At 56.6% G+C, this 24,433-nt stretch carries 23 protein-coding genes and 1 pseudogene; 22 read left to right on the top strand and 2 right to left on the bottom strand.

Annotated elements, in window-relative coordinates:
* Window positions 1-70 precede the first annotated feature (70 nt).
* Window positions 71-223, top strand: a complete 153-nt coding sequence (locus ACMV5H_RS00345) for a Hok/Gef family protein (protein WP_037375722.1) — start codon at window positions 71-73, stop codon at window positions 221-223.
* A 123-nt stretch (window positions 224-346) separates the two neighbouring features.
* Here the strand turns inward: ACMV5H_RS00345 and metK are convergent, their stop codons facing one another.
* Entirely contained in the window at window positions 347-1,501 is a 1,155-nt protein-coding gene (gene metK, locus ACMV5H_RS00340) for a methionine adenosyltransferase (protein ID WP_021806239.1), read from the bottom strand.
* Between metK and ACMV5H_RS00335 the strand changes: the two genes are divergently transcribed.
* The 20 genes and pseudogenes from ACMV5H_RS00335 (at window position 1,500) to ACMV5H_RS00240 (ending at window position 21,159) form a co-directional block, all read left to right on the top strand.
* Window positions 1,500-1,646, top strand: coding sequence for a hypothetical protein (locus ACMV5H_RS00335; protein ID WP_021179752.1), 147 nt, complete (start codon window positions 1,500-1,502; stop codon window positions 1,644-1,646). The two genes, metK and ACMV5H_RS00335, sit on opposite strands and share 2 nt — an antisense overlap.
* 748 nt (window positions 1,647-2,394) lie before the next feature.
* On the top strand, window positions 2,395-4,371 hold the full coding sequence (gene speA, locus ACMV5H_RS00330) for a biosynthetic arginine decarboxylase (RefSeq protein WP_414821285.1): 1,977 nt from the start codon (window positions 2,395-2,397) through the stop codon (window positions 4,369-4,371).
* A gap of 227 nt (window positions 4,372-4,598) precedes the next feature.
* On the top strand, window positions 4,599-5,099 hold the full coding sequence (gene msrB / locus ACMV5H_RS00325) for a peptide-methionine (R)-S-oxide reductase MsrB (protein WP_245208533.1): 501 nt from the start codon (window positions 4,599-4,601) through the stop codon (window positions 5,097-5,099).
* Window positions 5,100-5,119: 20 nt separating this feature from the next.
* Window positions 5,120-5,842, top strand: coding sequence for a peptide-methionine (S)-S-oxide reductase MsrA (gene msrA / locus ACMV5H_RS00320; protein ID WP_021806237.1), 723 nt, complete (start codon window positions 5,120-5,122; stop codon window positions 5,840-5,842).
* 193 nt (window positions 5,843-6,035) lie between these two features.
* On the top strand, window positions 6,036-6,956 hold the full coding sequence (gene speB / locus ACMV5H_RS00315; RefSeq protein WP_021179757.1) for an agmatinase: 921 nt from the start codon (window positions 6,036-6,038) through the stop codon (window positions 6,954-6,956).
* A 111-nt stretch (window positions 6,957-7,067) separates the two neighbouring features.
* Window positions 7,068-7,940 carry a 23S rRNA pseudouridine(2604) synthase RluF gene (rluF, locus tag ACMV5H_RS00310; protein WP_414821284.1) on the top strand — a complete coding sequence of 291 codons (873 nt, stop codon included), beginning with the start codon at window positions 7,068-7,070 and terminating at the stop codon, window positions 7,938-7,940.
* A 246-nt stretch (window positions 7,941-8,186) separates the two neighbouring features.
* A complete protein-coding gene (locus tag ACMV5H_RS00305; RefSeq protein WP_021179759.1) occupies window positions 8,187-8,504 on the top strand; it encodes a Rieske (2Fe-2S) protein in 318 nt (105 codons plus the stop codon).
* Window positions 8,505-8,506: 2 nt separating this feature from the next.
* Window positions 8,507-8,815 (top strand): recombinase-like helix-turn-helix domain-containing protein, encoded by a 309-nt coding sequence (locus ACMV5H_RS00300; RefSeq protein WP_021806235.1) that lies wholly within the window; start codon window positions 8,507-8,509, stop codon window positions 8,813-8,815.
* Between the two features lie 20 nt (window positions 8,816-8,835).
* The gene (locus ACMV5H_RS00295; RefSeq protein WP_021179761.1) at window positions 8,836-9,879 is read left to right on the top strand and encodes an aromatic ring-hydroxylating oxygenase subunit alpha; all 1,044 of its coding nucleotides are present in this window, start codon (window positions 8,836-8,838) and stop codon (window positions 9,877-9,879) included.
* Window positions 9,876-10,631, top strand: coding sequence for an SDR family oxidoreductase (locus ACMV5H_RS00290; RefSeq protein WP_059201723.1), 756 nt, complete (start codon window positions 9,876-9,878; stop codon window positions 10,629-10,631). The genes ACMV5H_RS00295 and ACMV5H_RS00290 overlap by 4 nt, the downstream gene beginning before the upstream one ends.
* Window positions 10,632-10,667: 36 nt before the next feature.
* Window positions 10,668-11,462, top strand: a complete 795-nt coding sequence (locus tag ACMV5H_RS00285; RefSeq protein WP_021179763.1) for an IclR family transcriptional regulator — start codon at window positions 10,668-10,670, stop codon at window positions 11,460-11,462.
* A 138-nt stretch (window positions 11,463-11,600) separates the two neighbouring features.
* Window positions 11,601-12,542, top strand: a complete 942-nt coding sequence (locus ACMV5H_RS00280) for a VOC family protein (RefSeq protein ID WP_414821283.1) — start codon at window positions 11,601-11,603, stop codon at window positions 12,540-12,542.
* A complete protein-coding gene (locus ACMV5H_RS00275) occupies window positions 12,539-13,750 on the top strand; it encodes an NAD(P)/FAD-dependent oxidoreductase (RefSeq protein ID WP_414821282.1) in 1,212 nt (403 codons plus the stop codon). The genes ACMV5H_RS00280 and ACMV5H_RS00275 overlap by 4 nt, the downstream gene beginning before the upstream one ends.
* 24 nt (window positions 13,751-13,774) lie before the next feature.
* Window positions 13,775-15,034 (top strand): annotated as a pseudogene (locus ACMV5H_RS00270) (MFS transporter); the annotation flags it as partial.
* Window positions 15,035-15,057: 23 nt separating this feature from the next.
* A complete protein-coding gene (locus ACMV5H_RS00265; protein ID WP_021806228.1) occupies window positions 15,058-15,582 on the top strand; it encodes a cupin domain-containing protein in 525 nt (174 codons plus the stop codon).
* The gene (locus tag ACMV5H_RS00260; protein ID WP_115159296.1) at window positions 15,582-16,400 is read left to right on the top strand and encodes an alpha/beta fold hydrolase; all 819 of its coding nucleotides are present in this window, start codon (window positions 15,582-15,584) and stop codon (window positions 16,398-16,400) included. Before ACMV5H_RS00265 ends, ACMV5H_RS00260 begins: the two co-directional genes overlap by 1 nt.
* On the top strand, window positions 16,397-17,191 hold the full coding sequence (locus ACMV5H_RS00255; protein WP_021806226.1) for an SDR family oxidoreductase: 795 nt from the start codon (window positions 16,397-16,399) through the stop codon (window positions 17,189-17,191). Before ACMV5H_RS00260 ends, ACMV5H_RS00255 begins: the two co-directional genes overlap by 4 nt.
* Window positions 17,192-17,204: 13 nt before the next feature.
* Window positions 17,205-17,999, top strand: coding sequence for an aspartate dehydrogenase (locus ACMV5H_RS00250; protein WP_021806225.1), 795 nt, complete (start codon window positions 17,205-17,207; stop codon window positions 17,997-17,999).
* 16 nt (window positions 18,000-18,015) lie between these two features.
* Window positions 18,016-19,485 carry an aldehyde dehydrogenase gene (locus ACMV5H_RS00245; protein WP_021806224.1) on the top strand — a complete coding sequence of 490 codons (1,470 nt, stop codon included), beginning with the start codon at window positions 18,016-18,018 and terminating at the stop codon, window positions 19,483-19,485.
* Between the two features lie 36 nt (window positions 19,486-19,521).
* Window positions 19,522-21,159 (top strand): thiamine pyrophosphate-binding protein, encoded by a 1,638-nt coding sequence (locus ACMV5H_RS00240; RefSeq protein ID WP_414821363.1) that lies wholly within the window; start codon window positions 19,522-19,524, stop codon window positions 21,157-21,159.
* Between the two features lie 56 nt (window positions 21,160-21,215).
* Here ACMV5H_RS00240 and ACMV5H_RS00235 read toward each other — a convergent pair whose 3' ends face one another.
* Window positions 21,216-21,968, bottom strand: a complete 753-nt coding sequence (locus ACMV5H_RS00235) for a M48 family metallopeptidase (protein ID WP_021179773.1) — start codon at window positions 21,966-21,968, stop codon at window positions 21,216-21,218.
* A 225-nt stretch (window positions 21,969-22,193) separates the two neighbouring features.
* On the opposite strand from ACMV5H_RS00235, the gene tkt reads away from it, so the two are divergent.
* The gene (gene tkt, locus ACMV5H_RS00230) at window positions 22,194-24,188 is read left to right on the top strand and encodes a transketolase (protein ID WP_037375718.1); all 1,995 of its coding nucleotides are present in this window, start codon (window positions 22,194-22,196) and stop codon (window positions 24,186-24,188) included.
* Window positions 24,189-24,433 lie beyond the last annotated feature (245 nt).

Raw genomic sequence — 24,433 nt, 5'->3', positions numbered from 1 at the left:
GGCCAACTCTAACGCCGAACAACGTTAGGTTAGCTTCTTACTCGCCGCGAGGCAAGGATAAGGAGGCATGATGCCAAACAGAGGAGATATCGTAAAACTGGTCGTTATCTGTACCACCGTAATCTTGTTGGTATGGATAACGCGCAGCAAGCTTTGTGAGCTGCGCATTCGATCGGGCAACACGGAGGTTGCGGCCATTTTGGCCTACGGATCCGAACGGTAAGGCAACCCAACGGCGGGGGCTAGCTCCCGCCCGTTGGTTGTAAGCGTGCAGATCTACGAGCACCCATCTACAAACGAAAACGGCGAGCCTCAGGCTCGCCGTTGTTACGTCTAACGCTCAGGCTTACTTCAAACCAGCCGCTTCACGCAGTTGGGCAGCCTTGTCGGTCGCTTCCCATGGGAAGTGTTCGCGGCCAAAGTGGCCGTAAGCGGCGGTTTCACGGTAGATCGGTTGCAGCAGGTCCATCATTTGGATCAGGCCATATGGGCGCAGATCGAAGAACTCACGCACCAGCAGGGTCAGTTGCTCGGTCGAGATCTTCTCGGTGCCGAAGGTTTCCACCATGATGGAGGTTGGTTCTGCCACGCCGATAGCGTAGGACACCTGGATCTCACAGCGATCTGCCAGACCCGCGGCCACGATGTTTTTTGCCACGTAGCGTGCAGCATAGGCCGCAGAGCGGTCAACCTTGGAAGGATCCTTGCCGGAGAATGCGCCGCCACCGTGACGGGCCATGCCACCGTAGGTATCAACGATGATTTTACGACCGGTCAGACCACAGTCACCCATTGGGCCACCGATAACAAAACGGCCGGTTGGGTTGATGTGGTATTTGGTGCCTGCGGTCAGCCACTCGGCTGGTAGTACCGGCTTGATGATCTCTTCCATCACGGCTTCTTGCAGATCTTTCAGCGCGATATCATCGGAATGCTGGGTTGACAGCACCACGGCATCGATGCCGACGATTTTGCCATCGTCATACTGGAACGTGACCTGGCTTTTGGCGTCTGGGCGCAGCCAAGGCAGGGTGCCATTTTTGCGCACTTCGGCCTGGCGTTGAACCAGACGGTGAGCATAAGTGATTGGCGCAGGCATCAACACGTCGGTTTCATTCGAGGCATAACCGAACATCAGGCCCTGATCGCCAGCACCTTGCTCCAGCGGATCGCTACGATCGACACCCTGGTTGATATCCGGTGACTGTTTACCGATGGCGCTCAATACGGCACAGGAGTTGGCATCAAAGCCCATATCGGAATGGACATAGCCAATCTCACGTACGGTTTTACGGGTGATCTCTTCGATATCGACCCAGGCGCTGGTGGTGATTTCGCCGCCAACCAGCACCATGCCGGTTTTCACGTAGGTTTCGCAGGCTACGCGGGCTTTTGGATCCTGTTCCAGGATGGCATCAAGAACGGCATCCGAGATTTGATCGGCAATTTTATCCGGATGTCCTTCGGAAACAGATTCGGACGTGAAGAGGTGTTTAGCCATGGTGTTCTTTACCTTGCAAAAGACGGGTTGGAAATTACTGCACAGCGCTGGAGATCCGGGCATCAAAGCGAAGGGTCTTCCGCTGATGGCGAGATGCATCCTGCAACGCCCCTCAGGCAAAGCCGTTAAGCAGTTTATCGGTTAATCAGTATAGATGGATTAACATCTGGACGTCTATTTTAGGTCAGCCTTTAGCCGGATTGCCAGCAATTTTTTGCCCTAACGCTCTTTTGGGCAAACCGCTTGCCGCCATTTTCATCGCTTGAAACAGTTTCTGGCGAATTTTCATTTTGCATTTTGCCCGGGGGTCCGGTATAAACTGCGCGCGCGGTTCATTTGGTGCACAGCGTGTTGCAGAGAATTGAAACTTTCTGTAAACCCGGCAACGCCGCGCCATGATCTACCGTAGGTACCCAATGATGGGGCCGCCGCTTCATTGAACGTTCACGTTCTTATACTATATAGAGGCTTTGTCGTTCATCGCGAGCGGCATGCGTGGAGGTGGTTGGATTAATGATCCGTTGTCTACTGGTTGTTGGTTCTCAACAGCAGTGCCGTTCTGGCGCGCATTCTTGTGCTATTTCCCGTCTTGTCTCTACGCCATCTACCCGATGTTACACACATCTGGGCGCCACTCAGGATTCTCGGGCCGGTTAACGGCTGTCTGAAGCACTGAACAAGGGTAGCCTGCAGCCAACTGTGGGATGATTCTTTACCCGATTCACGAGGTTTGAACAGGGTGTCTTACAATAAATCTATTGGGTATAAACCGATCGCTGACCACGAACGGCAGGTGAATTCACTGCTAAAATGGGGTGTTTCCGGGTTGTTCTCGCGGGTTGTAGCTGCGATAGTGGCTGACTATATCGTCAGTATGCAAGGTGAGGCGAGTAATGTCTGAAGATATGCCGATCCAACACCCGTCAGTAGCGGGTGATAATTTATCTTTACGCTCCATGCAGGAGGTTGCCATGAATGATCGTAATGCCAGCAAGATGCTGCGCACTTATAACGTCGCCTACTGGGGCAACAATTATTTTGACGTCAATGAGCTGGGCCACATCAGCGTGTGCCCGGACCCAGACGTCCCGCATGCGCGCGTCGATCTTGCCGAGTTGGTGAAAGAGCGCCAAAAAGATGGCCAGCGCCTGCCAGCCTTGTTCTGCTTTCCGCAGATCTTGCAGCATCGCCTGCGTTCCATTAACGCCGCGTTCGAACGTGCGCGTGAATCCTTCGGCTATGAAGGTGGTTACTTCCTGGTTTACCCGATCAAGGTTAACCAGCACCGTCGCGTGATTGAATCACTGGTCAACTCCGGTGAACCACTGGGGCTGGAAGCGGGTTCCAAAGCGGAACTGATGGCGGTACTGGCCCATGCCGGTATGACCCGCTCGGTGATCGTCTGTAACGGCTACAAAGACCGTGAATATGTTCGTCTGGCGCTGATTGGTGAAAAGCTGGGGCACAAAGTGTACCTGGTGATCGAGAAGATGTCGGAAATCCAGATGGTGCTGGAAGAAGCTGAGCGCCTGAATGTCGTACCACGCCTGGGCGTGCGTGCCCGCTTGGCCTCACAAGGGGCAGGTAAATGGCAGTCGAGCGGTGGCGAGAAATCCAAGTTCGGTCTGGCCGCCATTCAGGTATTGAAGCTGGTGGAGACCCTGCGTGAAGCGGGCCGCCTGGATAGCCTGCAATTGCTGCATTTCCACCTGGGTTCTCAGTTGGCCAATATTCGCGATATCGCCACTGGCGTACGTGAGTCTGCGCGTTTCTATGTCGAGCTGCATAAGCTGGGCGTCAACATTCAATGTTTCGACGTAGGTGGCGGCCTGGGTGTGGATTATGAAGGCACCCGTTCGCAGTCCGACTGTTCGGTCAACTACGGCCTGAATGAATATGCCAACAACGTGATTTGGGGGATCGGTGATGCCTGTAATGAGCATGGCCTGCCGCATCCAACGGTGATCACCGAGTCTGGCCGTGCCGTAACCGCCCACCATACGGTGCTGGTTTCCAACGTCATTGGCGTTGAGCGCAACGAATTCTGTGAGCCAGTTCCCCCGGTCGAAGATGCGCCGCGCGCGCTGGAAAGCATGTGGGAAACCTGGCAGGAAATGAACGAGCCGGAAAACCGTCGTTCGCTGCGTGAATGGTTGCACGATAGCCAGATGGATCTGCACGATGTGCATACCCAGTATGCCCATGGCATGTTGGATCTGACCAAGCGTGCCTATGCCGAGCAGCTGTATCTGAATATCTGCAACAAGATCCAGCAGCAGCTCGATCCGAGCAATCGCGCGCACCGGCCAATCATTGATGAATTGCAGGAGCGGATGGCGGACAAGTTCTACGTCAACTTCTCACTGTTCCAGTCGATGCCGGATGCCTGGGGTATCGACCAGCTGTTCCCGGTCTTGCCGTTGGAAGGCTTGGACAAGCCGCCGGAAGGCCGTGCGGTATTGCTGGATATCACCTGTGACTCCGATGGCACCATCGATCACTATATTGATGGTGACGGCGTAGCCACCACCATGCCGATGCCGCCGTACGATCCGGAAAACCCGCCTCTGCTGGGGTTCTTTATGGTTGGTGCCTATCAGGAAATCCTGGGCAATATGCACAACCTGTTTGGTGATACGGCGTCGGTGGATGTGTTTGTGTTCCCTGATGGCAGCGTAGAAACCGAGCTGTCTGATGAAGGCGATAGCGTAGCCGACATGCTGGAATACGTGCAGCTCGATCCGATCGCGCTGCTGGCTAAATTCCGCGATCAGGTGAAAGAAACCGATCTTGACGCGGAGTTGCAGGCGCAATTTGTCGAAGAGTTCGAGGCTGGTCTGTATGGCTATACTTATCTCGAAGATGAGTAAGTTATGCCGATAGGCTGACATACTTCCTATCCAGGGGCGCGGCAGAGGCTGCGCTCCTTCATTTTTCCCTCTTAGCCCTTACCCCGCCAAATTAGAAATTCCATTTAAACTTTCAACGTATTAATGCAGCGTTCCCAGTTATCACAAATTTGTGAACTCTCCGTGAGGATTTGGTCACGACTTTCTCTGTAGTTTGTCATTGTCGGTGAATAGCACCAGAGGTAACGATGATGATCAACAGACGGTATTTTATTCTGGGCGGTGGGGCACTTTCTGTGGCCTATGCCGTGGGCGTGCTGCCTGCCCTTTTTTCTCGTTCGGCGATGGCGGAGACGTTTGCCGTCAACTATACCGCAGAGCAATGGCGGCAACGGCTCTCTGCCAGCCAATATGCGGTTTTGCGCGAGGAAGGCACAGAGCCCCCTTACAGCAGCCCGCTTAACGATGAGCACCGCGATGGTCAGTTTGCCTGTGCGGGTTGCCAGCAGGCGCTGTTTTCTTCCCACACCAAGTTTGACAGCCATACCGGCTGGCCCAGTTTCTGGCAACCCCTCGAACAGGCGGTGGCGACGCGTAAGGATCGAACGCTGGGCATGGTTCGCGAAGAGGTGCATTGCAGCCGCTGCGGTGGGCATTTGGGGCACGTATTTGACGATGGCCCGCAACCCACCGGTTTGCGCTACTGCATGAATGGCATCGCCATGCTGTTCACGCCAAGCTCTGCCTAACCAGAATAGTGAGGAATAACATGAGAAACGTAGACAAAACGCTGCCATCGCTAGGTAAATACGGCATATGGGGCGCGATAGTGGTTGCCGCCGGATTCTGTTTGCAGAGCGTGGCTTGGCCACTGGGTGATGCCGAGGCGGCGGTAGCGATCCCTGCGCCGGTAATAGACGAAGCGCCGACGACATCGCGCTCGGAAACCGCGATCTTTGCCGGTGGTTGTTTCTGGGGCGTACAAGGGGTGTTCCAACATGTTAAAGGCGTGACCAATGCCATATCCGGTTATACCGGAGGTGCGGCACAAACGGCTAATTATGAGGCCGTCAGTGGAGGGGATACCGGCCATGCAGAGTCGGTGCAGGTCACCTTTGATCCACAGCAGATTACCTATGGCCAACTGCTGCAAATCTATTTTTCGGTAGCACATAACCCAACCGAGCTCGATCGCCAAGGGCCGGACAGTGGCACGCAATATCGCTCAGCCGTTTTCCCACTGACGGCGTCACAACAGCAGGTTGCCAAGGCTTATATTGCACAGCTGGATGCCAGCAAGCGCTTTGCCAAACCACTGGTGACCCGCATTGAGGACAATGGTCATTTTTATCCTGCCGAGGCTTACCACCAAAACTATCTCACCCTTAACCCGGATCAGCCCTATATCGTGGTGAATGATTTACCGAAGATAAAACAGTTACAACGGCTGTTCCCGGTGCAATATCGCACAGAGCCGCTATTGGTTAACTGATGACAGGTTGTCTCTTCTATACTTGGTAATGACGAGTACCTTGAAGAGTGAACCAATTGCGGCGATAATCTACCCATTGAAACAGACATCGAATAAATCCCTTTCTCGTCGGGCTAACGACGCGGGAGGGATTTTTTTTTGCTACCGCCCAAGCGTCCGGCTAAGGGCGAACCGTTGAAAAATGAGGGTAAATATGAGTACCTTAGGCCATCAGCCCGATAATTCCTTAGTGTCCAACGCCTTTGGTTTCCTGCGCTTTCCGCTGAATTTTATGCCTTACGATAGCGATGCAGAGTGGGTGATCACTGGTGTTCCTTTTGATATGGCTACCTCCGGCCGTGCCGGTGGGCGTCATGGCCCTGCGGCGATCCGCCAGGTTTCTACCAATCTGGCATGGGAAGGGGCGCGCTGGCCGTGGAACTTTGATCTGCGCGATCGTCTGAACGTGGTCGATTGTGGTGACGTGGTATTCAACTTTGGTGATGCCCAGGATATGAGCGACAAGCTGCAGGCGCACGCAGAAAAACTGCTGGCAGCCGGCAAGCGCATGCTCTCTTTCGGCGGTGACCACTTTGTTACGCTGCCGCTGCTGCGCGCGCATGCCAAGCATTTTGGCAAAATGGCGCTGGTGCATTTCGATGCCCATACCGATACCTATGCCAACGGCAGCAAGTTTGACCACGGCACCATGTTCTTCCATGCGCCGAACGAAGGCCTGATCGATCCCAATCATTCGGTGCAGATCGGTATCCGTACCGAGTTCGATCGTGACAACGGTTTCACCGTACTGGATGCTGCACAGGTTAACGATCGTGGCGTGGACGATCTGCTGGCGCAGATCAAACAGATCGTTGGCGATATGCCGGTTTATCTGACCTTCGATATCGACTGCCTGGATCCGGCTTTCGCACCTGGCACCGGCACCCCGGTGATCGGCGGCCTGACCTCCGATCGCGCCCTGAAACTGGTGCGTGGTATGCAATCGCTGAACATTGTCGGCATGGATGTGGTAGAAGTGGCTCCGGCTTACGACCAGTCTGAGATCACCGCACTGGCAGCGGCAACGCTGGGCCTGGAAATGTTGTATCTACAAGCGTCCAAAAAGCAGGCATAGTCAGATTGCTGGATGGGGAGGGGCGCTGTATGCTGCGCCCCGAATCTCCCGCACCCCATCATGAAAATATTGCCGTGAAGATAAAGTGTATTTCGCGTTTACGGAGGAACCGTGCTGACTAAACCATCTATACGCCTCAACAAATATATTAGCGAGAGCGGTATCTGCTCGCGTCGCGATGCCGATCGTTACATCGAACAGGGCAATGTTTTTATCAACGGTAAGCGCGTGGCGCTCGGCGATCGGGTATTCGCTGGTGACGTGGTCAAGGTTAACGGGCAGCTTATTGAACCCCGTAACGAAGACAACCTGATTTTTATTGCGCTGAACAAGCCGGTGGGGATCGTCAGTACCACCGAAGACGGTGAGAAAGACAATATTGTCGATTTCGTCAACCACAGCACCCGTGTCTTCCCGATTGGACGCTTGGATAAAGATTCACAGGGACTGATCTTCCTCACCAACCATGGCGATCTGGTGAACAAGATCCTGCGCGCCGGTAACGACCACGAGAAAGAATATCTGGTCACGGTTAACAAACCGGTGACCGACGATTTTATCCGTGGTTTGGGTGCCGGAGTGCCGATGCTGGGCACGGTGACTAAGAAATGCAAGGTGAAGAAAGAAGCTCCCTTTGTGTTCCGTATCGTACTGGTGCAGGGGCTTAACCGCCAGATCCGCCGCATGTGCGAGCATTTCGGTTATGAGGTGACCAAGCTGGAGCGCACCCGCATCATGAACGTGAGCCTGTCCGGGCTGCCGTTAGGGGAATGGCGCGATCTGACGGACGACGAACTGGTTGAGTTGTTTAAGTTGATCGAGGACTCGTCCTCAGAGGCCAAACCGACCAAGAAAGCGGCCAAGCCCAAGCCTGCGGTAAAAAAACCGGTGAGCGGCGGGCAGAAAACTGCGGATAAAGCGGGCAGTCACGCACCGGCGCGTAAGCGTTTTGCTCAGCCAGGGTGCAAGAAGAAAGGGCGCTAAGTCGGCGTTTTCTGCCAATCACTACGGATTAAACGGCCTCAGTCTTGATGACTGGGGCCGTTTTGCTTTGTTTTCACCCCTGGTGCATTTTTTCGTGATCCACTCCGCAGTTGTAACTTTAAAATAACCAATCATTAACATTCTTCTCTTTGCTGGCTTGACGAAAGATTCGCCATATCTATAGTGACTGTATTAAATAAGAAACTGAGTTTCATATATGAAACAATCAGATAGAGGACAGAAGCAATGAGCTGGAAGAACGTGTGCGAAGTGTCTCAAGTTAAAGAAGATTTTCCTTTCTCCGCCAATATTGAGGGAAAAGAGGTCGGCGTCTATTTGATCGACGGTCAATATTACGCGCTGGAAGACGTCTGTCCGCATGCCTATGCCTTGCTCAGCCAAGGGTTTGTCGATGACGGAAAAGTGGAGTGTCCACTGCACGAAGCGGTGTTCGATGTGCGTAGCGGCCAATGCCTGCGCGAACCCGGTGGCCGTGATCTGCAAACCTACCCTACCCGGGTGATCGACAATCAAATCCAAATCACCTTTATCGCGGAGGAATAAGCATGCAGCACATTACCGATTTCAACCCCTGGCTACCGGATACCCAACAGGTGATCCCGGCGCGTGAGGGCGGCAACGGCCAAATCCACCAACCCGGCCAGTTTCAGAATGTGATCTGGCAAACCCGGGCGCGCGTGCCAGACGGGTTTGAAACCGCGCTGGTAGCCGCGCTGGAAGAGATCTTCGAGCAAGGGGCGGAGGAACTGGAGCAGATCGTCAGTGCGCTCAATCAGCGTCGCCTGTTCGATCGCAGTGGTCAGCCATGGAATGAAGCCACGTTCCGCGAATTCCTACACGTCAACGGTTTCTGAGCCGCACAGGGAGAAGGACAATGACAGCAAACACAACATCCTCCGCACAGACGGTACAAGACTATCTGGATCAGGGCCTGCGCGGTATGTGGTACCCGGTATTGGCCAGTTGGGAAGTGGGTAACAACCCGGTGGGCATCACCCGTCTTGAACAACAGATTGTGGTGTGGCGCGATAAACAAGGGGCGATCCACGCACTGGAAGATCGTTGCCCGCATCGTGGCGCTCGCCTGTCGATGGGCTGGAACCTTGGCGATCGCATTGCCTGCTGGTATCACGGCGTTGAAGTGGGTGGCGATGGCGAGGTTAAAGATGTGCCAGCGGTAGACCGCTGCCCGCTGGTAGGGCAAAAATGCCTGAAATCCTACCCGGCGAAAGAGGCTTACGGTGCGGTGTTCCTGTATTTCGGCGTCACCGCCGACGAACAGCCTGCCGAACTGAGCTTCCCGCAGGAACTGGCGGATGAGGCCAATTACAGTCACTTCCTGTGTACCGCCAGCTGGGACTGTAACTATCAATACGCATTGGAAAACGTGATGGATCCGATGCATGGCACCTACCTGCACTCTTCATCACATTCGATGGCGGAAGGGGATCGCAAGGCGGATATGGCGCTGGAACCCACCGACAGCGGTTTCATCTTTAAAAAGAACGGCCAGATTGGCGTGAACTTTGACTGGGTCGAATTTGGCAGCAGTGGTGCCTATTGGATGCGCCTGTCGATCCCTTACAAAAAGCGTTTTGGGCCGGGCGGCCACTTCTGGATCATCGGCATGGTGGTGCCGGAAGATAAAGATCACTGCCGGGTATTCTTCTGGCGTATCCGCAAAGTAAAAGACTGGCAGCGTGACGCATGGCGCTTTATGTATCGCAATCGTCTGGAAGAACTGCACTGGGACGTACTGGAGCAGGATCGCATCGTGCTGGAGAACATGGCACCGAACGCGCGCGGTCGTGAATACCTGTATCAGCACGATGTAGGCCTCTCGCGCCTGCGCCGTATGATGCAGAAAGAGGCACAAAAGCAGCTGGCAACGCTCAGCGAGCTGGAGGCGGCACAGTGAGCGGCTTGCTGGCAGGAAAACGTATCGTAGTCACCGGAGCGGCGCGTGGGCTGGGGCGCAGCTTTGCCGCTGCGGTGGCTCAGGCCGGGGCCAGCGTGGTGATGTGCGATATCCTGGCGGAGGAGTTGCAGGACAGCGCCGCCAGCCTGCGTGAGCAGGGTGCACAGGTTGAAGCTCAGGTTATCGATCTGGCTTCACCGCAATCCATCACTGCGGCGTTCAGTGCGATTGCCAAGGGCGGCGCGATCGACGGGCTGGTGAACAACGCCGCGATGGCAACCGGTGTCGGTGGCAAAACCATGATGGAATACGACATTGAGCTGTGGGACAAGGTCATGCAGGTCAACGTGCGGGGGACCTGGTTGGTGAGTCAGGCGGCGGTGCCATTATTAGCCCAAACGCCGCATGCCAAAATCGTCAATGTTGCCTCGGATACCGCCTTGTGGGGCGCGCCCAAACTGATGGCCTATGTGGCGAGCAAAGGGGCGATCATCTCGATGACCCGCTCCATGGCACGTGAGCTGGGGCCGCAGGGCATCTGCGTCAACGCCATTGCACCGGGCCTGACGCGCGTTGAAGCCACCGAATACGTCCCTGCCGAACGGCATCAGCTTTACGAGCAGGGCCGGGCATTGGCAGGCGCACAGCATCCGGACGATGTAACCGGTAGCGTGCTCTATCTATTGTCGCCGCTGGCGGATTTTGTCACCGGCCAACTGATACCGGTCAACGGTGGTTTTGTGTTTAACTGACCGCCTGACGGACAGGCAAACATTTAGGAGCAACACATGGCAGACGACCAAGCGTGTAAATATCTGATCCCGGGGCTGGATCGCGGGTTACAACTGCTGCTGGCCTTCGGCGAGCAGCATAAGGAAATGACCTTTGCAGAATTACATCGCCTGGTCGATATGCCAAAGGCAACCGCCTACCGCGTGGTGCAAACGCTGGAGCATCTGGGTTTTTTGGAGCGCAATCCGCGCACCAATACCTTTGCGTTGGGGATCAAAGTGCTGCGTCTGGGCTTTGAATATATCGCCTCGCTGGACGTGGCCCAGGCTGGTCAACCGGTGATCGAGCAATTGCGCGATCGCAGTCAATGCAGCAGCCATCTGGCGATCCGCGATGGGCATGATGTGATCTATATCGCCCGCGTCAGCGCGGCTGGCTCGCAGATCAACCAGGTCAGTGTCGGCACCCGTTTACCGGTGCACCGTACCTCGCTTGGCCGGATGCTGCTGACCAGCACCAGCCGGGAAGAGTTTGAACGCCTGTTCCCGCATGAAGCCTTGCCCGATGCGGCTCCAGGGACACCGGCCAATCGCGAAGCGCTGTGGCAGATGGTGCAGCAGGATAAGGCCCGTGGCTATGTGATTGGCGAATCCTTCTACCGCCACGGCATTTCCTCGATAGTCTATCCGATCTTTAACCGCGAGCAGCGGGTGGAAGCGGTGGTCAGCATTATGGTGCCGTCCGATGAGATCCCAAAGGCCGATCGCGAGCGGTTGCGCATGGAAGTCCGGGACGCTTCGGTGAAAATTTCCGGCCTGTTGGGTGCGCCACCGCAGGCTAACGTCGGCTAACTAGCCGAACGCTTTGTTGTCTGGGCGAAGCTATTCGCCCACTACCAATCACTCAGGCAGGGATAAGACTCATGAGTTTCATGGGCCGGGGTCGATCATGCCTGAAAAACGCATTCAGCGAGAACGTGAGGCACAATAATGAGCATAACCGGAATCGAAAAGCTGGAATTTGGCGTTGAAGATCTGCCAACGTGCGAAAAGTTTATGCAGGACTTCGGTCTGCAACCAACGCTACAGCATTGGGGCGAACCGCGCCGTGAATTTACCACGTTGAGCGGGGCTAGCGTGGTGCTGTATCTGCAAGACAGCGAGGTCTTACCGGCCGCGTTTGAAGCGGGTTCTACCTTGCGCCGTATGACCTGGGCAGTTGAAAGCCCTGCGGCACTGGCTGCGTTGCAACCCCTGTTGGCGCAGATGCCTGGCTTTCGCCACGTCGGCGAAGAGTTGGAATGCCGCGATCCCAACGGTATGACGCTGCGTTTTGCCGTTACTGCGCAGCAACCGGTGGAGCTGCCCGTTTCGCCGATCAACCAATGGGGCGATGTACGCCGCATCGACCAGCCTAGCCCGGTTTATGCCAAAGCCGAGCCGGTCAATATTGGCCACGTAGTGTTCTTCGTTGAGGATTTGGCTGCTACCGAACGCTTCTACTGCGATCTGCTTGGTTTCCAGGTTTCCGACCGCTATATCGATCGCGCCGTCTTCCTGCGCACCCAGGCACGCGGTGGCCATCACAACCTGTTCCTGCTGAAACTGCCTAACCGCCCACGGGGTCTGAACCATGTCGCCTTCACCGTACGCGATATCCATGAAGTGATCGGCGGCGGCATCGCGATGAATAAAGAGCAGTGGAGCACCTTTATAGGCCCAGGCCGCCACCCGATCTCCTCGGCTTATTTTTGGTACGTCAACAGCCCGACCGGCGGTGCCTTTGAGTATTACACCAATGATGATTACCTGACGGAAAACTGGCAGCCGCGTGAGCTGGAGCATTCTCTGGTGTCGTTTACCGAATGGGCGGTTGAAGGCGGGATCGATCACGATACCCGCTGCCAACATAAGAAGCCGGGGGCGGTATGAGTCAATCAACCCGTGCAGGCATTGTCATTATCGGCGGCGGCCAGGCTGGTGGTTGGGCTGCGAAAACGCTGCGCGATCGCGGTTATAGCGGCAAGCTGTCGGTGATCAGTGACGAGCCTTATGATTTTTACGAACGCCCACCGCTCTCCAAGGCGGCGCTGTTGGATGGCAATGCGCCACTCAGCCGCCTGTTCAGTGAAGAGGTGGTGGCCAGGATGAATATCGATTGGCACCGCCCGCTACGTGCCGAAGCCATCGACGGGCAGCAGCAAATCGTCACGCTCAGCGACGGCAGCCAGCTGCAGTTTGATCAACTGCTGATTGCGACTGGTGGCCGACCACGGCTGCCTGATGCGAACTGGGCCAAGCACCCGCGAGTGATGACACTGCGTTCCTGGGATGATGCGGCACGCCTGCGCCAGGGCCTACAGCAATGTCAAAAGCTGGCGATTGTGGGTGGTGGCTGGATCGGGCTGGAGATTGCCGCCTCTGCCCGCAAGCTGGGTGTTGACGTGACGGTGTTTGAGCGCCAACCCGCGCTGTGTATGCGTAGCGTAGGGGCTAGCGTTTCCCAGGCATTGTTGGAACTGCATCAACAGCAAGGCGTCACCGTGCATTGCGACTGCGGCGAAATCACGCTTGAAGATCGCGAGGGTGAAGCCTGGATTGGCAGCGCCAGCAGTGCTGCGCAGCCCTTCGACCTGGTGGTCGTTGGCATTGGCGTTGAACTGAATCTGGAACTGGCCCTCAGCGCCGGGCTGAAGCTTGAGGGCGGGATCGTCGTAGATGGGCAAGGGCGTACCAGCCACCCGGCCATTTTTGCTGCAGGCGATGTTGCGCGCCATCCCACTCTCGGCCTGTGTCTGCAATCCTGGGCCTACGCACAGAATCAGGCGATCAGCACCGCTTGCGCGATGTTGGATGCGTTTGCCGCACCTTACGATGATGTTGCCTGGCTGTGGTCGGATCAATACGACGCCAATATCCAAATCCTGGGCGTCCCTACCGGCGGCGTTCACCAGATAGTGCGCCGTACGCCGCAGTCACAACTGTTCTTCACCCTGAATGCCGATCGGCAACTGGTGCAACTGGTGGCGTTTAACGACGCGCGCACCATCAAGCTGGGTAAACGCTGGCTGGCCAGCGGCCGGGTACTGGATCCGCAGCAACTGGCGGATGTGGAATTTTCTCTGATGGCGTTGAAATAACGCCCGACCCAAAGGGAGCGTTTTATGACTACGCAAGATATTGACGCCCGCAGTGGTCGGGTGGGGGATGCTGTTGCCGAAAATTCACCAACCAGCGTGCGTTGGTCGGTGCCGGCAGCCCTGTTTGCCTGCGTATTGCTGGCGTTTTTCGACAAGATCAGCATTGCTGCGCTGTTTTCTGACCACGAGTTTCAGCAGGCGATGGGCATCGGCTTTGATCCCACCCGGCTCGGGCTGCTGATGAGCGCCTTTTTGTTCTCCTACGGCTTCTCTTCGATGCTGTTGAGCGGCATTGGCGATCGGCTCAATCCGGTCAAGGTGCTGATTGGCATGATGGTGACCTGGGGCGTACTGATGGTGCTGATGGGGATGACGCGCTCTTATCACACCATGATGACGCTGCGTATCCTGCTGGGCATCGCCGAAGGGCCGCTGTTGCCAATGGCCTATGCCATCGTGCGCCAGGCTTTTCCGCAACGTCTCCAGGCGCGAGCCACCATGCTGTGGCTGCTGGGAACCCCGATTGGCGCAGCACTGGGCTTCCCGGTCACGCTGTTCATTCTCAGCCGCTTTAACTGGGAAACCACCTTCTTCTTTATGGCATTTCTGACCGTGCCGGTGATGTTGCTGGTGCTGTTTGGTATGCGTCACCTTAACGTGGCACGTCCGGCGGCCAGCAACACCAGTAAACCGGCCGTTGCCGAGCGTAAGCAGCTGCGCCGCGAACTGTTCAGCACCCCGCATTTTTGGATGATTTGCCTGTTTAACATCGCGTTTCTCACCTACCTGTGGGGCATGAACGGCTGGCTGCCGAGCTATCTGATCGAAGGCAAAGGCATTCATCTGGAGCACGCCGGATACCTGTCATCACTGCCGTTTATTGCCATGTTGCTTGGCGAGGTGGTGGGGGCCTGGCTGTCGGACAAGATGGATCGCCGCGCGTTGGCCTGTTTCATCTCGCTGTGCGGTGCCGGGATCGGTTTGGGTGTCGTTCTGTATATGCAGGGCACCTACAGCGTGATCGCCGCCATGTCCTTCAGCACCTTTATGTGGGGAGCCGGCGCGCCAAACATCTTCGCGCTGTTGGCCAAGGCCACCAGCAGCCGGGTGAGCGCTACCGCTGGTGGGGTGTTTAACGGATTGGGTAATTTTGCCGGCGCATTGGCACCGGTGCTGATGGGGGCTCTGATCGCCGCCACCGGCAATATGGATAACGGTTTGCTGTTCCTGGTGGTGATGGCCTTTGTCGGCTGCGCCATTCTGCTGCCGTTACTGAATAAGTATTTATGCAACGAAGGAGAGACAACATGTCCCAGGTTGAGAATAAAGCCGGCATCAAGCCGCAGGATCTGACGATGGAAAACTGGGTGGAATCGCGTATCGCCCGTTTTGAAGGCCGTAAATATGACTGGAACGCGCTGAAGTTCCAGGCCGATTACGATCCGAAGTACCGCCGTGCGCAGATGCGCTATATCGGCACCGGTGCCACCGGCGTCGTCAGCGACACCAACACCATTCCGGCGGGGAACTTTACCTTCTCCACCATGGTGCTGCCGTCGAAATGTGAAGGGCCATTGCACCTGCATGACGACGTTGAAGAAGTGTTCTTTATGCTCAAGGGCAAAATCACGCTGATGATCCAGGACGGCGAAGAGTATTACGAAACCATCCTGAAAGAGCGCGATCTGATTTCTGTCCCGGCGGGGGTTTATCGCGGCCTGTTCAATCACGGCGAAGAGGAAGCGCTGATGTGCGTGATGCTCGGTACTGCCAAGCCGGAAACCCCGACTTACCCGGCCGATCATCCGTTGTCGAAAGTGAAGCGCAACTGATGAACGGCTTACCGGAACGCCAGCAGGCGGATTGTGGAGGCCAGCGGCTAAGTTGGCGTGAAGCCGGGCATGGTCGGGCAGTAGTGCTGCTGCATGGCATCAGTTCCGGTTCTGCTTCGTGGGTGAAGCAGTTCAGCGATCGCGCCCTGACCGACGGCCACCGCCTGATTGCCTGGGATGCTCCGGGTTATGGCGGTAGCGCAGCGCTGGCACAGGCACAGCCAGATGCTGCCGCTTATGCCAACGCGCTGGTGGAGCTGATCGCCGAGTTGCAGTTGCAACAGCCGCTGATCGTGGGGCATTCGCTCGGTGCGTTGATCGGCAGTGCCTTTGCCGCTGCCAACCCGGATGGGTTGAGTGGACTGGTACTGGCCGACCCGGCTCAGGGTTATGCCACTGCGCCGCTGGAAAAACGCCAGCAGGTGTTTGGCCAACGCAAACAGATGATCGAAACGCTTGGCCCACAGGGCTACGGTGAACAGCGTGCGGCAGCATTGCTGCGTGACGATGCGGAACCACAGGATATTGCCTGGGTACGCAGCGGTATGCAGCAACTTGATCCGGCTGGTTTTCTCAGCGCCGCCTGGATGCTGGCCAATGACGATATCAACCGCTACCTGGTGCGCTATCGCGGCCCGTTACAGGTGTGGTGTGGCAGTGTCGATCGCATCACGCCGCCGGAAGGAGCCGCAACGTTGGCGCAACAGCATGATGCGACAATGCGTCTGATTGATGCCGCGGGGCATGCCAGCTATCTCGATGCGCCAGCGCGGTTTAACCGCTATTTGCAGGACTTTACGGGGGCAATCCAACCATGAATTTTCAGATTGAACGGCGAGTGGCGGTGGTCACCGGAGGATCCTCGGGGATCGGTTTTGAAACGCTGCGTCTGTTGCTGGCCGAAGGAGCGAAAGTCGCTTTCTGTGGTCGCAATCAGGACAAACTGGCCAGCGCCGAGGCTAGCCTGCGTGAAGAGTTCCCGCAGGCGGAGATCCTGGCGTTACGTTGCGACGTGCTCGACGCCGAGCAGGTTGCCAAGTTTGCCGAGCAGGTCAGCACGCATTTTGGCGCAGTGGATATGTTAATCAACAACGCCGGGCAGGGGTTTGTGGCACATTTCGATCAGACACCGCGCGAAGCCTGGTTGCATGAGGCAGAGCTGAAACTGTTCGGTGTGATCAACCCGGTGCAGGCCTTTTTACCGGCGTTGGAGCGCTCGGATATCGCCTCCATTACCTGCGTTAACTCACTGCTGGCTCTACAGCCGGAAGAGCACATGATTGCCACCTCGGCAGCCCGTGCCGCGTTGCTCAACATGACGCTGACCTTATCGAAAGAGCTGGTGAGCAAAGGGGTTCGCGTCAATTCCATCCTGCTGGGCATGGTGGAGTCGGGCCAATGGCGGCGGCGCTTTGCCGAACGCCAGGATCAACAACAAAGCTGGGAACAGTGGACGGCGGCGATTGCCGAGCGGCGTGGCATCCCAATGGGGCGTTTGGGTAAACCGCAGGAACCGGCACGGGCGCTGCTGTTTTTAGCCTCCCCCCTGGCCTCATTTACCACCGGTGCGGCGCTGGACGTTTCCGGCGGTTTCAATCGCCATCTCTGACGGGACTGAAAAGATGAAGAAGATCATGATGATTGGCTATGGCGCGATGGCAAAAGAGGTGCTGGCGCGCCTGCCGGAGGGCGTGGCAGTCGGTTGGATCGTGGCACGGGAAACGCATCATGCCGAGATCGACGCAGCGTTTGCCGGACAGGTGCAGGCGCTGGCCCATCCTGACCAGTGTACCGAGCAACCAGATTTGGTGCTGGAGTGTGCCAGCCAGCAGGCGGTCGCCGAGTTTGGTGAGGCTATCGTTAAGCGTGGCTGGCGGCTGGCGGTGATCTCTACTGGCGCCCTGGCCGATGCCGCATTGCAACTGCGTTTGCAGCAGGCCTGCTCACGCTACCACGGGCGGCTGATCGTGCTGTCTGGGGCGGTGGCGGGTATGGATGGTCTGGCTTCGGCGCGAGAAGGCGGGTTGGACAGCGTGACCTACCAGTCCAGCAAAAGCCCGGCCAGTTGGCGCGGCAGCCCGGCGGAAAAGCTGATTAATCTGGATGCCGTCAGCGAAGCGCAGGTGTTCTTTGAAGGATCGGCACGTGAAGCCGCAAGCCTGTTCCCGGCCAACGCCAACGTAGCGGCCACTATTGCGCTGCATGGCTTGGGGATGGACGCCACGCGGGTACGCTTACAGGTAGATCCTCATACTCAACGTAATACTCACCGCCTACAGGTGTGTGGTCAGTTTGGCGAGTTCCAGATTGAGCTGTGCGGCACCCCGCTGGCCAGCAACCCGAAAACGTCAACGCTGGCGGCACTGAGTGCGGTACAAGCCTGCCGCAGTTTGGTGGACGGCGGTTTTATTGCCTGAATGGCAGGAGCAAAGCATGGAAACGTTAAAGATTTTTCTTGCCGGCCGCTGGTGCGAAGGGCGCGGCGAAGAGATGAGTTCAGTTTTCCCGGCGGATGGCAGCGTGAATGCTCGCCTGCGAGCGGCCAACGTCGAGGATGTGAATGAGGCGGTTGCGGCGGCAGAAAAAGCCTGGCGCGAGCCGAGCTGGCGTGGATTGGTGCCGCATCAGCGCGCGGCGATCCTGCATCGCGTCAGCGATTTGATTACTGAACAAGTGGAAGCCCTGGCGCAGTTGCAAACCCGTGACAATGGCAAACCGCTGGCGGAAACCCGTGGTCTGGTCATGAGTGCGGCGGCCACGGCTCGCTATTTTGCTGCCGCCTGCGAGGTGTTGGAGGGAGAGCTTCCCACCCAGCGTAACCGTGATGCGATGACGCTAAGCCAGTATCAGCCGTTGGGCGTGATAGCGGCGATCACGCCGTGGAACTCACCGATTGCCAGTGAAATGCAGAAGGTGGCTCCGGCGCTGGCGGCAGGGAATGCGGTGGTACTGAAACCGGCAGAGGCTACGCCGTTAATGGCGCTGAAACTGGCCGAACTGTTTGAACAGGCAGGCTTGCCTGCTGGCTTGCTCAGCGTATTGCCGGGCAAGGGCTCGGTGATTGGTGAAGCCTTGGCTCGCCATCCGTTGGTGAAAAAGATCTCCTTCACCGGCGGGACCTCCACTGGCCGTCATTTGGCGCATATTGCCGCAGAAAAACTGATCCCTACATCGTTAGAGTTGGGGGGCAAGTCGCCCACCATCGTGCTGGAAGATGCGGATCTGGAACAGGCGGCGCGTGGTATTTGTTATGGCATTTTCAGCTCGGCCGGGCAGGCGTGTATCGCCGGTTCACGGCTGTTTGTGCACCGCTCGCTGTATCAGCCGCTGTTGACCCGTTTATGCGAGCTGACCGCCGGACTGCGTATTGGTAACCCGCTGCAAGCCGGTGTGCACCTCGGCCCGCTGATCAGCGACAAGCATCGCCAGAGCGTGGCGGATTACGTGGCCTTGGCCCAGCAGGAAGGGGGCCGGGTGCTCATTGGTGGTGAAGTTCCTGCCGATCCGCAGTTGGCCCAGGGCAGCTATTACCTGCCGACCATTATTGAAGGGCTGAGTAACAGTGCCCGCACCTGCCAGGAAGAGATCTTTGGCCCGGTGCTGGTGGTGATGCCGTTTGATGATGAACAGCAGCTGATCGAACAGGCCAACGACTCGATCTATGGCCTGGCTGCCGGGATCTGGAGCCGTGATTTTGCCCGCTCGATGGCGCTGGCAGAACAGCTGGAAACCGGCACCGTCTGGATCAATACCTACAAGACATTCTCGATTTCCACACCGTTTGGTGGCTTTAAACAAAGCGGCCTAGGGCGCGAAAAGGGCCTGCATGGCATCCAGGCCTATATGCAGCAAAAGAGTTTGTATCTCTCCCTCAGCAATCAGCCTAACCGCTGGAGCGACTGACGTACCCTACGATCAAAGACAATAAGAAGGCAGATGATGAGCGAAAAAATTACGGTTGGTGAGGCGATAGCCCGAACGTTGGAACAGTACGAGGTGGCGGCAATGTACGGCATCATCTCGATCCACAATCTGCCGATTGCCGATGCCGTTGGGCAGCGTGGCGCGATCCGTTTTGTACCGGCGCGCGGTGAGGCAGGTGCTGTAACCATGGCCGATGCCCACGGGCGCTTTTCTGGCTTGGGGGTGGCGCTGACAAGTACCGGTGCCGGAGCGGGTAACGCCGTCGGTGCGATGATTGAAGCGCTGAATGCCAATACGCCGCTGTTGCATATCACCGGGCAGGTAGAGAAAGCCTACCTGGATGCGGATGCCGGGTTTATCCATGAAACCAAGGATCAACTAGGCTTCCTGCGCGCCTGTTCTACACAGGCTTACCGGGTGAACTCGCCGGAGCAGGCGGTCGCGGTGATCCAGCGCGCCATTCTGGATGCGCAGACTGTGCCTTGTGGCCCGGTGGCGGTAGAGATCCCGATCGATATTCAGAACAGCCTGGTCCCCGCCAGCCTGGTAGGGAAGGTGGTACCGCCTCCTGCTCTGCCTGCTGCGGATGAAGCTGCGGTTGAGCGTCTTTATCAGCTAGTAAAACGCGCCAAACGTCCATTGCTATGGGTTGGTGGTGGTGCGCTGGCCTGTCGTGAGGCGGTGAAACAGTTGGCGGATGCCGGTGTGGTAGTGATCTCCAGCACCCATGGGCGTGGGATTTTACCGGATAGCCATCCGCGCAGCCTGCGGGCCTTCCACAACTCACCAAGCGTTGAGGCGATCCTGACGCAGTGTGATTTGACGCTGGTGGCCGGTTCCCGCCTGCGGAGTAACGAAACTCGTACCTGGTCACTCCCTCTGCCGCGTCCGCTGGTACAGATTGATATCGATCCGGCAGCAGCCAACCGCAATTATCTGGCGGATGAACAGGTTTATGGCGACTGTTCCGCTTTACTGAGTGCGCTGGCAGCACGCCTGGCCCCCGGCGAGAAGGTGAATGCCGAGTGGGATGCGGAGATTGGCCGTGCGGTTGAGTTGGCCGAAACGGCGCTGCGCCAGCAGTCTGGTGAATATGCCAAACTGAACGATGCCATCGCCGCCGCGCTGCCGCAGGATGGCCTGCTGGTACGTGATATCACCGTTTCTGGCAGTGTATGGGGTAGCCGCCTGTTCCGGGCCATCTCGCCTTTATGCAATATTCACTCGCTGGCAGGAGCGATCGGCATGGGGTTACCGATGGCGATCGGCACGGCCATTGCCAACCCGCAGCGTAAGGTGGTTGGCTTGGTCGGGGACGGCGGTTTGGCGCTGGGTCTGGGAGAACTGGCAACCATGGCGCAGGAGCAGGCCAATATCACCTTGCTGATCATGAACGACGGCGGTTATGGCGTGATGCGTGGCATTCAGGACAAGTATTTCTCTGGACGCCAGTATTATAACGAATTGCATACTCCGGCGTTCTGCCAGGTAGCAGAGGCGATGGGGCTGAAAGCCTGGAAAGTAAGCGATGCTGCGCAGTTTGGCGGCGTGCTGGCGGAGGCGATTAATTACCCTGGGCCATCGGTGGTAGAGGTTGATATGAAAAGCGTTGGGCCGTTGACCTTCGCTGGCCCACCGCAGAAGCTGTACTGATTGCTTACTCGGTTCCCTCTCTCCAGAGGTGTACTCCCAAGAGAGGGAACATAGCGTTACTTACCAGCGGCGATGCGATCGCGAATGTGCTTGGCACGGGCTTCGGAAGTTGGGTGGCTGTCAAACATGCTGCTTTCATGACCACCGTCTAATTTCGCCAGTTTATCGAAACTGGTAGCCAGACCTTCTGGATTGATGCCGCGTTTCTTCAGCAGATCGAACGAGTAATCATCCGCTTCACTTTCCTGTTTTTGTGAGAACTGGGCATTGACCAGTTTTTCGCCCAGATCGGCCAACTGCGACTGAGACAGTGAGGCTGCTACGCCGCCAGCTGAAGATGCTGCGGTACGTAATGCCACTGTCCCATAAGCGACCTGCATGGCTTTACGAGTGTGGCCCAGCGCAACGTGGCCCATTTCATGGCCCAGTACGCCTTCGACTTCGTTATCATCCATCATGTCCATCAGGCCGCTGTAGACGCGGATACAGCCGTTGGCCATCGCCCAGGCATTGACGTCTTTGGTCACGTAAACCTTGTAGTTTGCAGGGGTACCGTTGATGTTATCCCCCAACGCGGCGGCAATCTTGTTCAGGCGCTTGGTATAGTCGCTGCTTGCTGGCGCGATTTGCTCCTTGCTATCCATCTCTGCACAGGATTTATCACTGAGTGCCTTGACGTCGCTATCGCTCAGCGTCGCCGCCTGGTAGGCCTGGGCGCCGGATTGTAGTAGGGTATCGGTATTAAGGTTTTGACAGCCGCTCAATAAAGCAGTAATGCTCAGTGCAATCAAAGAAGTACGGATTTTCATCGTTCTATCGTCCTGTGATAGTTAAGGGGGGATCTGCTGCCATTATTCTGCGCATAGCCTAGTGTACGGCAGGCTTGGCCGAAATAGCTATATTCCGAAATGTGTCCCGAACGTGCGCATTAGTGATGAACTCGCTCTCATTCGGTATTAGGGATTGCTGTTTCAATGCCGAGTCTGAGAAAATAGAAATCTTGATCGCTTTTTTAATCCGACCTGGAGTAAAACATGTCCTCTCGTAAAGAGCTTGCCAACGCCATCCGCGCACTCAGTATGGACGCCGTTCAAAAAGCAAATTCCGGCCACCCGGGCGCCCCTATGGGCATGGCTGATATCGCCGAAGTCCTGTGGCGTGACTACCTGAACCACAACCCTACCAACCCGCACTGGGCTGACCGTGACCGCTTCGTGCTGTCCAACGGCCATGGCTCCATGCTGATTTATAGCCTGTTGCACCTCACCGGCTACGATCTGCCGATGAGCGAGCTGGAAAACTTCCGTCAGCTGCATTCCAAAACTCCGGGTCACCCAGAATATGGTTATACCCCAGGCGTAGAAACCACCACCGGCCCACTGGGCCAGGGGATCGCCAACGCGATCGGTTTCGCCATTGCCGAACGTACGCTGGCCGCGCAGTTCAACCGCCCGGGCCACGAGATTGTTGACCACCACACCTATGCCTTTATGGGCGATGGTTGCATGATGGAAGGCATCTCTCACGAAGTCTGTTCCCTGGCGGGTACCATGAAGCTGGGTAAACTGACGGCGTTCTATGATGACAACGGTATCTCCATCGACGGCCACGTTGAAGGCTGGTTCACCGACGATACCGCCAAGCGTTTCGAAGCCTATGGCTGGCACGTGGTGCGTGGCGTTGACGGCCACAACAGCGACTCTATCAAAGCCGCGATCGAAGAAGCCCATAAGGTCACCGACAAACCTTCCCTGCTGATGTGCAAAACCGTGATTGGCTTCGGTTCACCACACAAAGCGGGCACCCATGATTCCCACGGTGCACCACTGGGTGCAGCCGAAGTTGCGGCTACCCGTGAAGCTCTGGGCTGGAAATACGCCGCCTTCGAAATCCCGCAGGACATTTATGCCCAGTGGGATGCCAAAGAAGCTGGTAAGGCTAAAGAAGCCGCCTGGAACGAGAAACTGGCCGCTTATACCAAAGCCTTCCCGGAACTGGCCGCAGAGTTCAAACGCCGCACCAGCGGTGAACTGCCAGCCAACTGGAAAGCGGAAGCGAAGAAATTCGTTGAGCAGTTGCAGGCTAACCCAGCCAACATCGCCAGCCGTAAGGCATCACAGAACTCACTGGAAGCCTTCGGCAAACTGCTGCCTGAATTCCTCGGTGGTTCTGCGGACCTGGCACCAAGCAACCTGACCATGTGGTCCGGCTCCAAGTCTCTGGGTGACGACCTGGCAGGTAACTACATCCATTATGGCGTGCGCGAATTCGGCATGACCGCTATCACCAACGGTATCGCGCTGCACGGTGGTTTCCTGCCGTACTCTGCAACCTTCCTGATGTTCGTGGAATACGCCCGTAACGCGGTGCGTATGGCTGCGCTGATGAAAATCCGCAACGTGTTCGTTTACACCCACGACTCTATCGGTCTGGGTGAAGATGGCCCGACGCACCAGCCGGTTGAGCAGTTGGCCAGCCTGCGTGTGACCCCGAACATGAGCACCTGGCGTCCTTGTGACCAGGTTGAATCGGCTATCGCCTGGCAGTACGGCATCGAACGCAATGATGGCCCGACTACGCTGGTGTTCTCCCGTCAGAACCTGACCCAGCAGCCACGTACCGCCGAGCAGTTGGCGAACGTTTATCGCGGTGGTTATGTGCTGAAAGACTGCGCAGGTACTCCGGACGTGATCCTGATTGCCACCGGTTCTGAAGTGGGCATCACCGTTGAAGCTGCCGACAAACTGACCGCCGAAGGGCGTAAAGTGCGAGTGGTCTCCATGCCGTCTACCGACGCCTTCGACAAGCAGGACGCGGCCTACCGTGAATCTGTGCTGCCAGCGGCAGTTTCTGCTCGCGTAGCGGTGGAAGCGGGTATCGCGGATTACTGGTACAAGTATGTTGGCTTGAACGGCGCCATCGTGGGCATGACCACCTTTGGTGAGTCTGCTCCGGCAGAGCAATTGTTCAAAGAGTTCGGTTTCACCGTTGACAATGTGGTAGCCAAGGCTAACGCGCTGTTGAAATAACGACTGAGCTTTAACTGTACGAGGGGCGATTATTCGCCCCTTATTTTTTGACGCCCCGCCAACCACCTCTCTCCATCAACACTCATGCAACATTAAGAAATCCTTAATGATTGGATAATCATGGCTGTTGCTGTCCAAAAATCGCCCACCATCACAAAACAGCAACATAGCGAATTAACGGCGTTGCTTAACCACCGCTATTCGCTATATGTTAATTTTTGGTTTTGTAAATGTAACCAGGAGTT

It is taken from the genome of Serratia sp. N21D137, from assembly GCF_047530005.1.
In the GTDB taxonomy this organism is placed as follows: Bacteria; Pseudomonadota; Gammaproteobacteria; order Enterobacterales; family Enterobacteriaceae; genus Chania; species Chania fonticola_B.
This window is presented reverse-complemented; position numbering and strand designations above follow the sequence as displayed.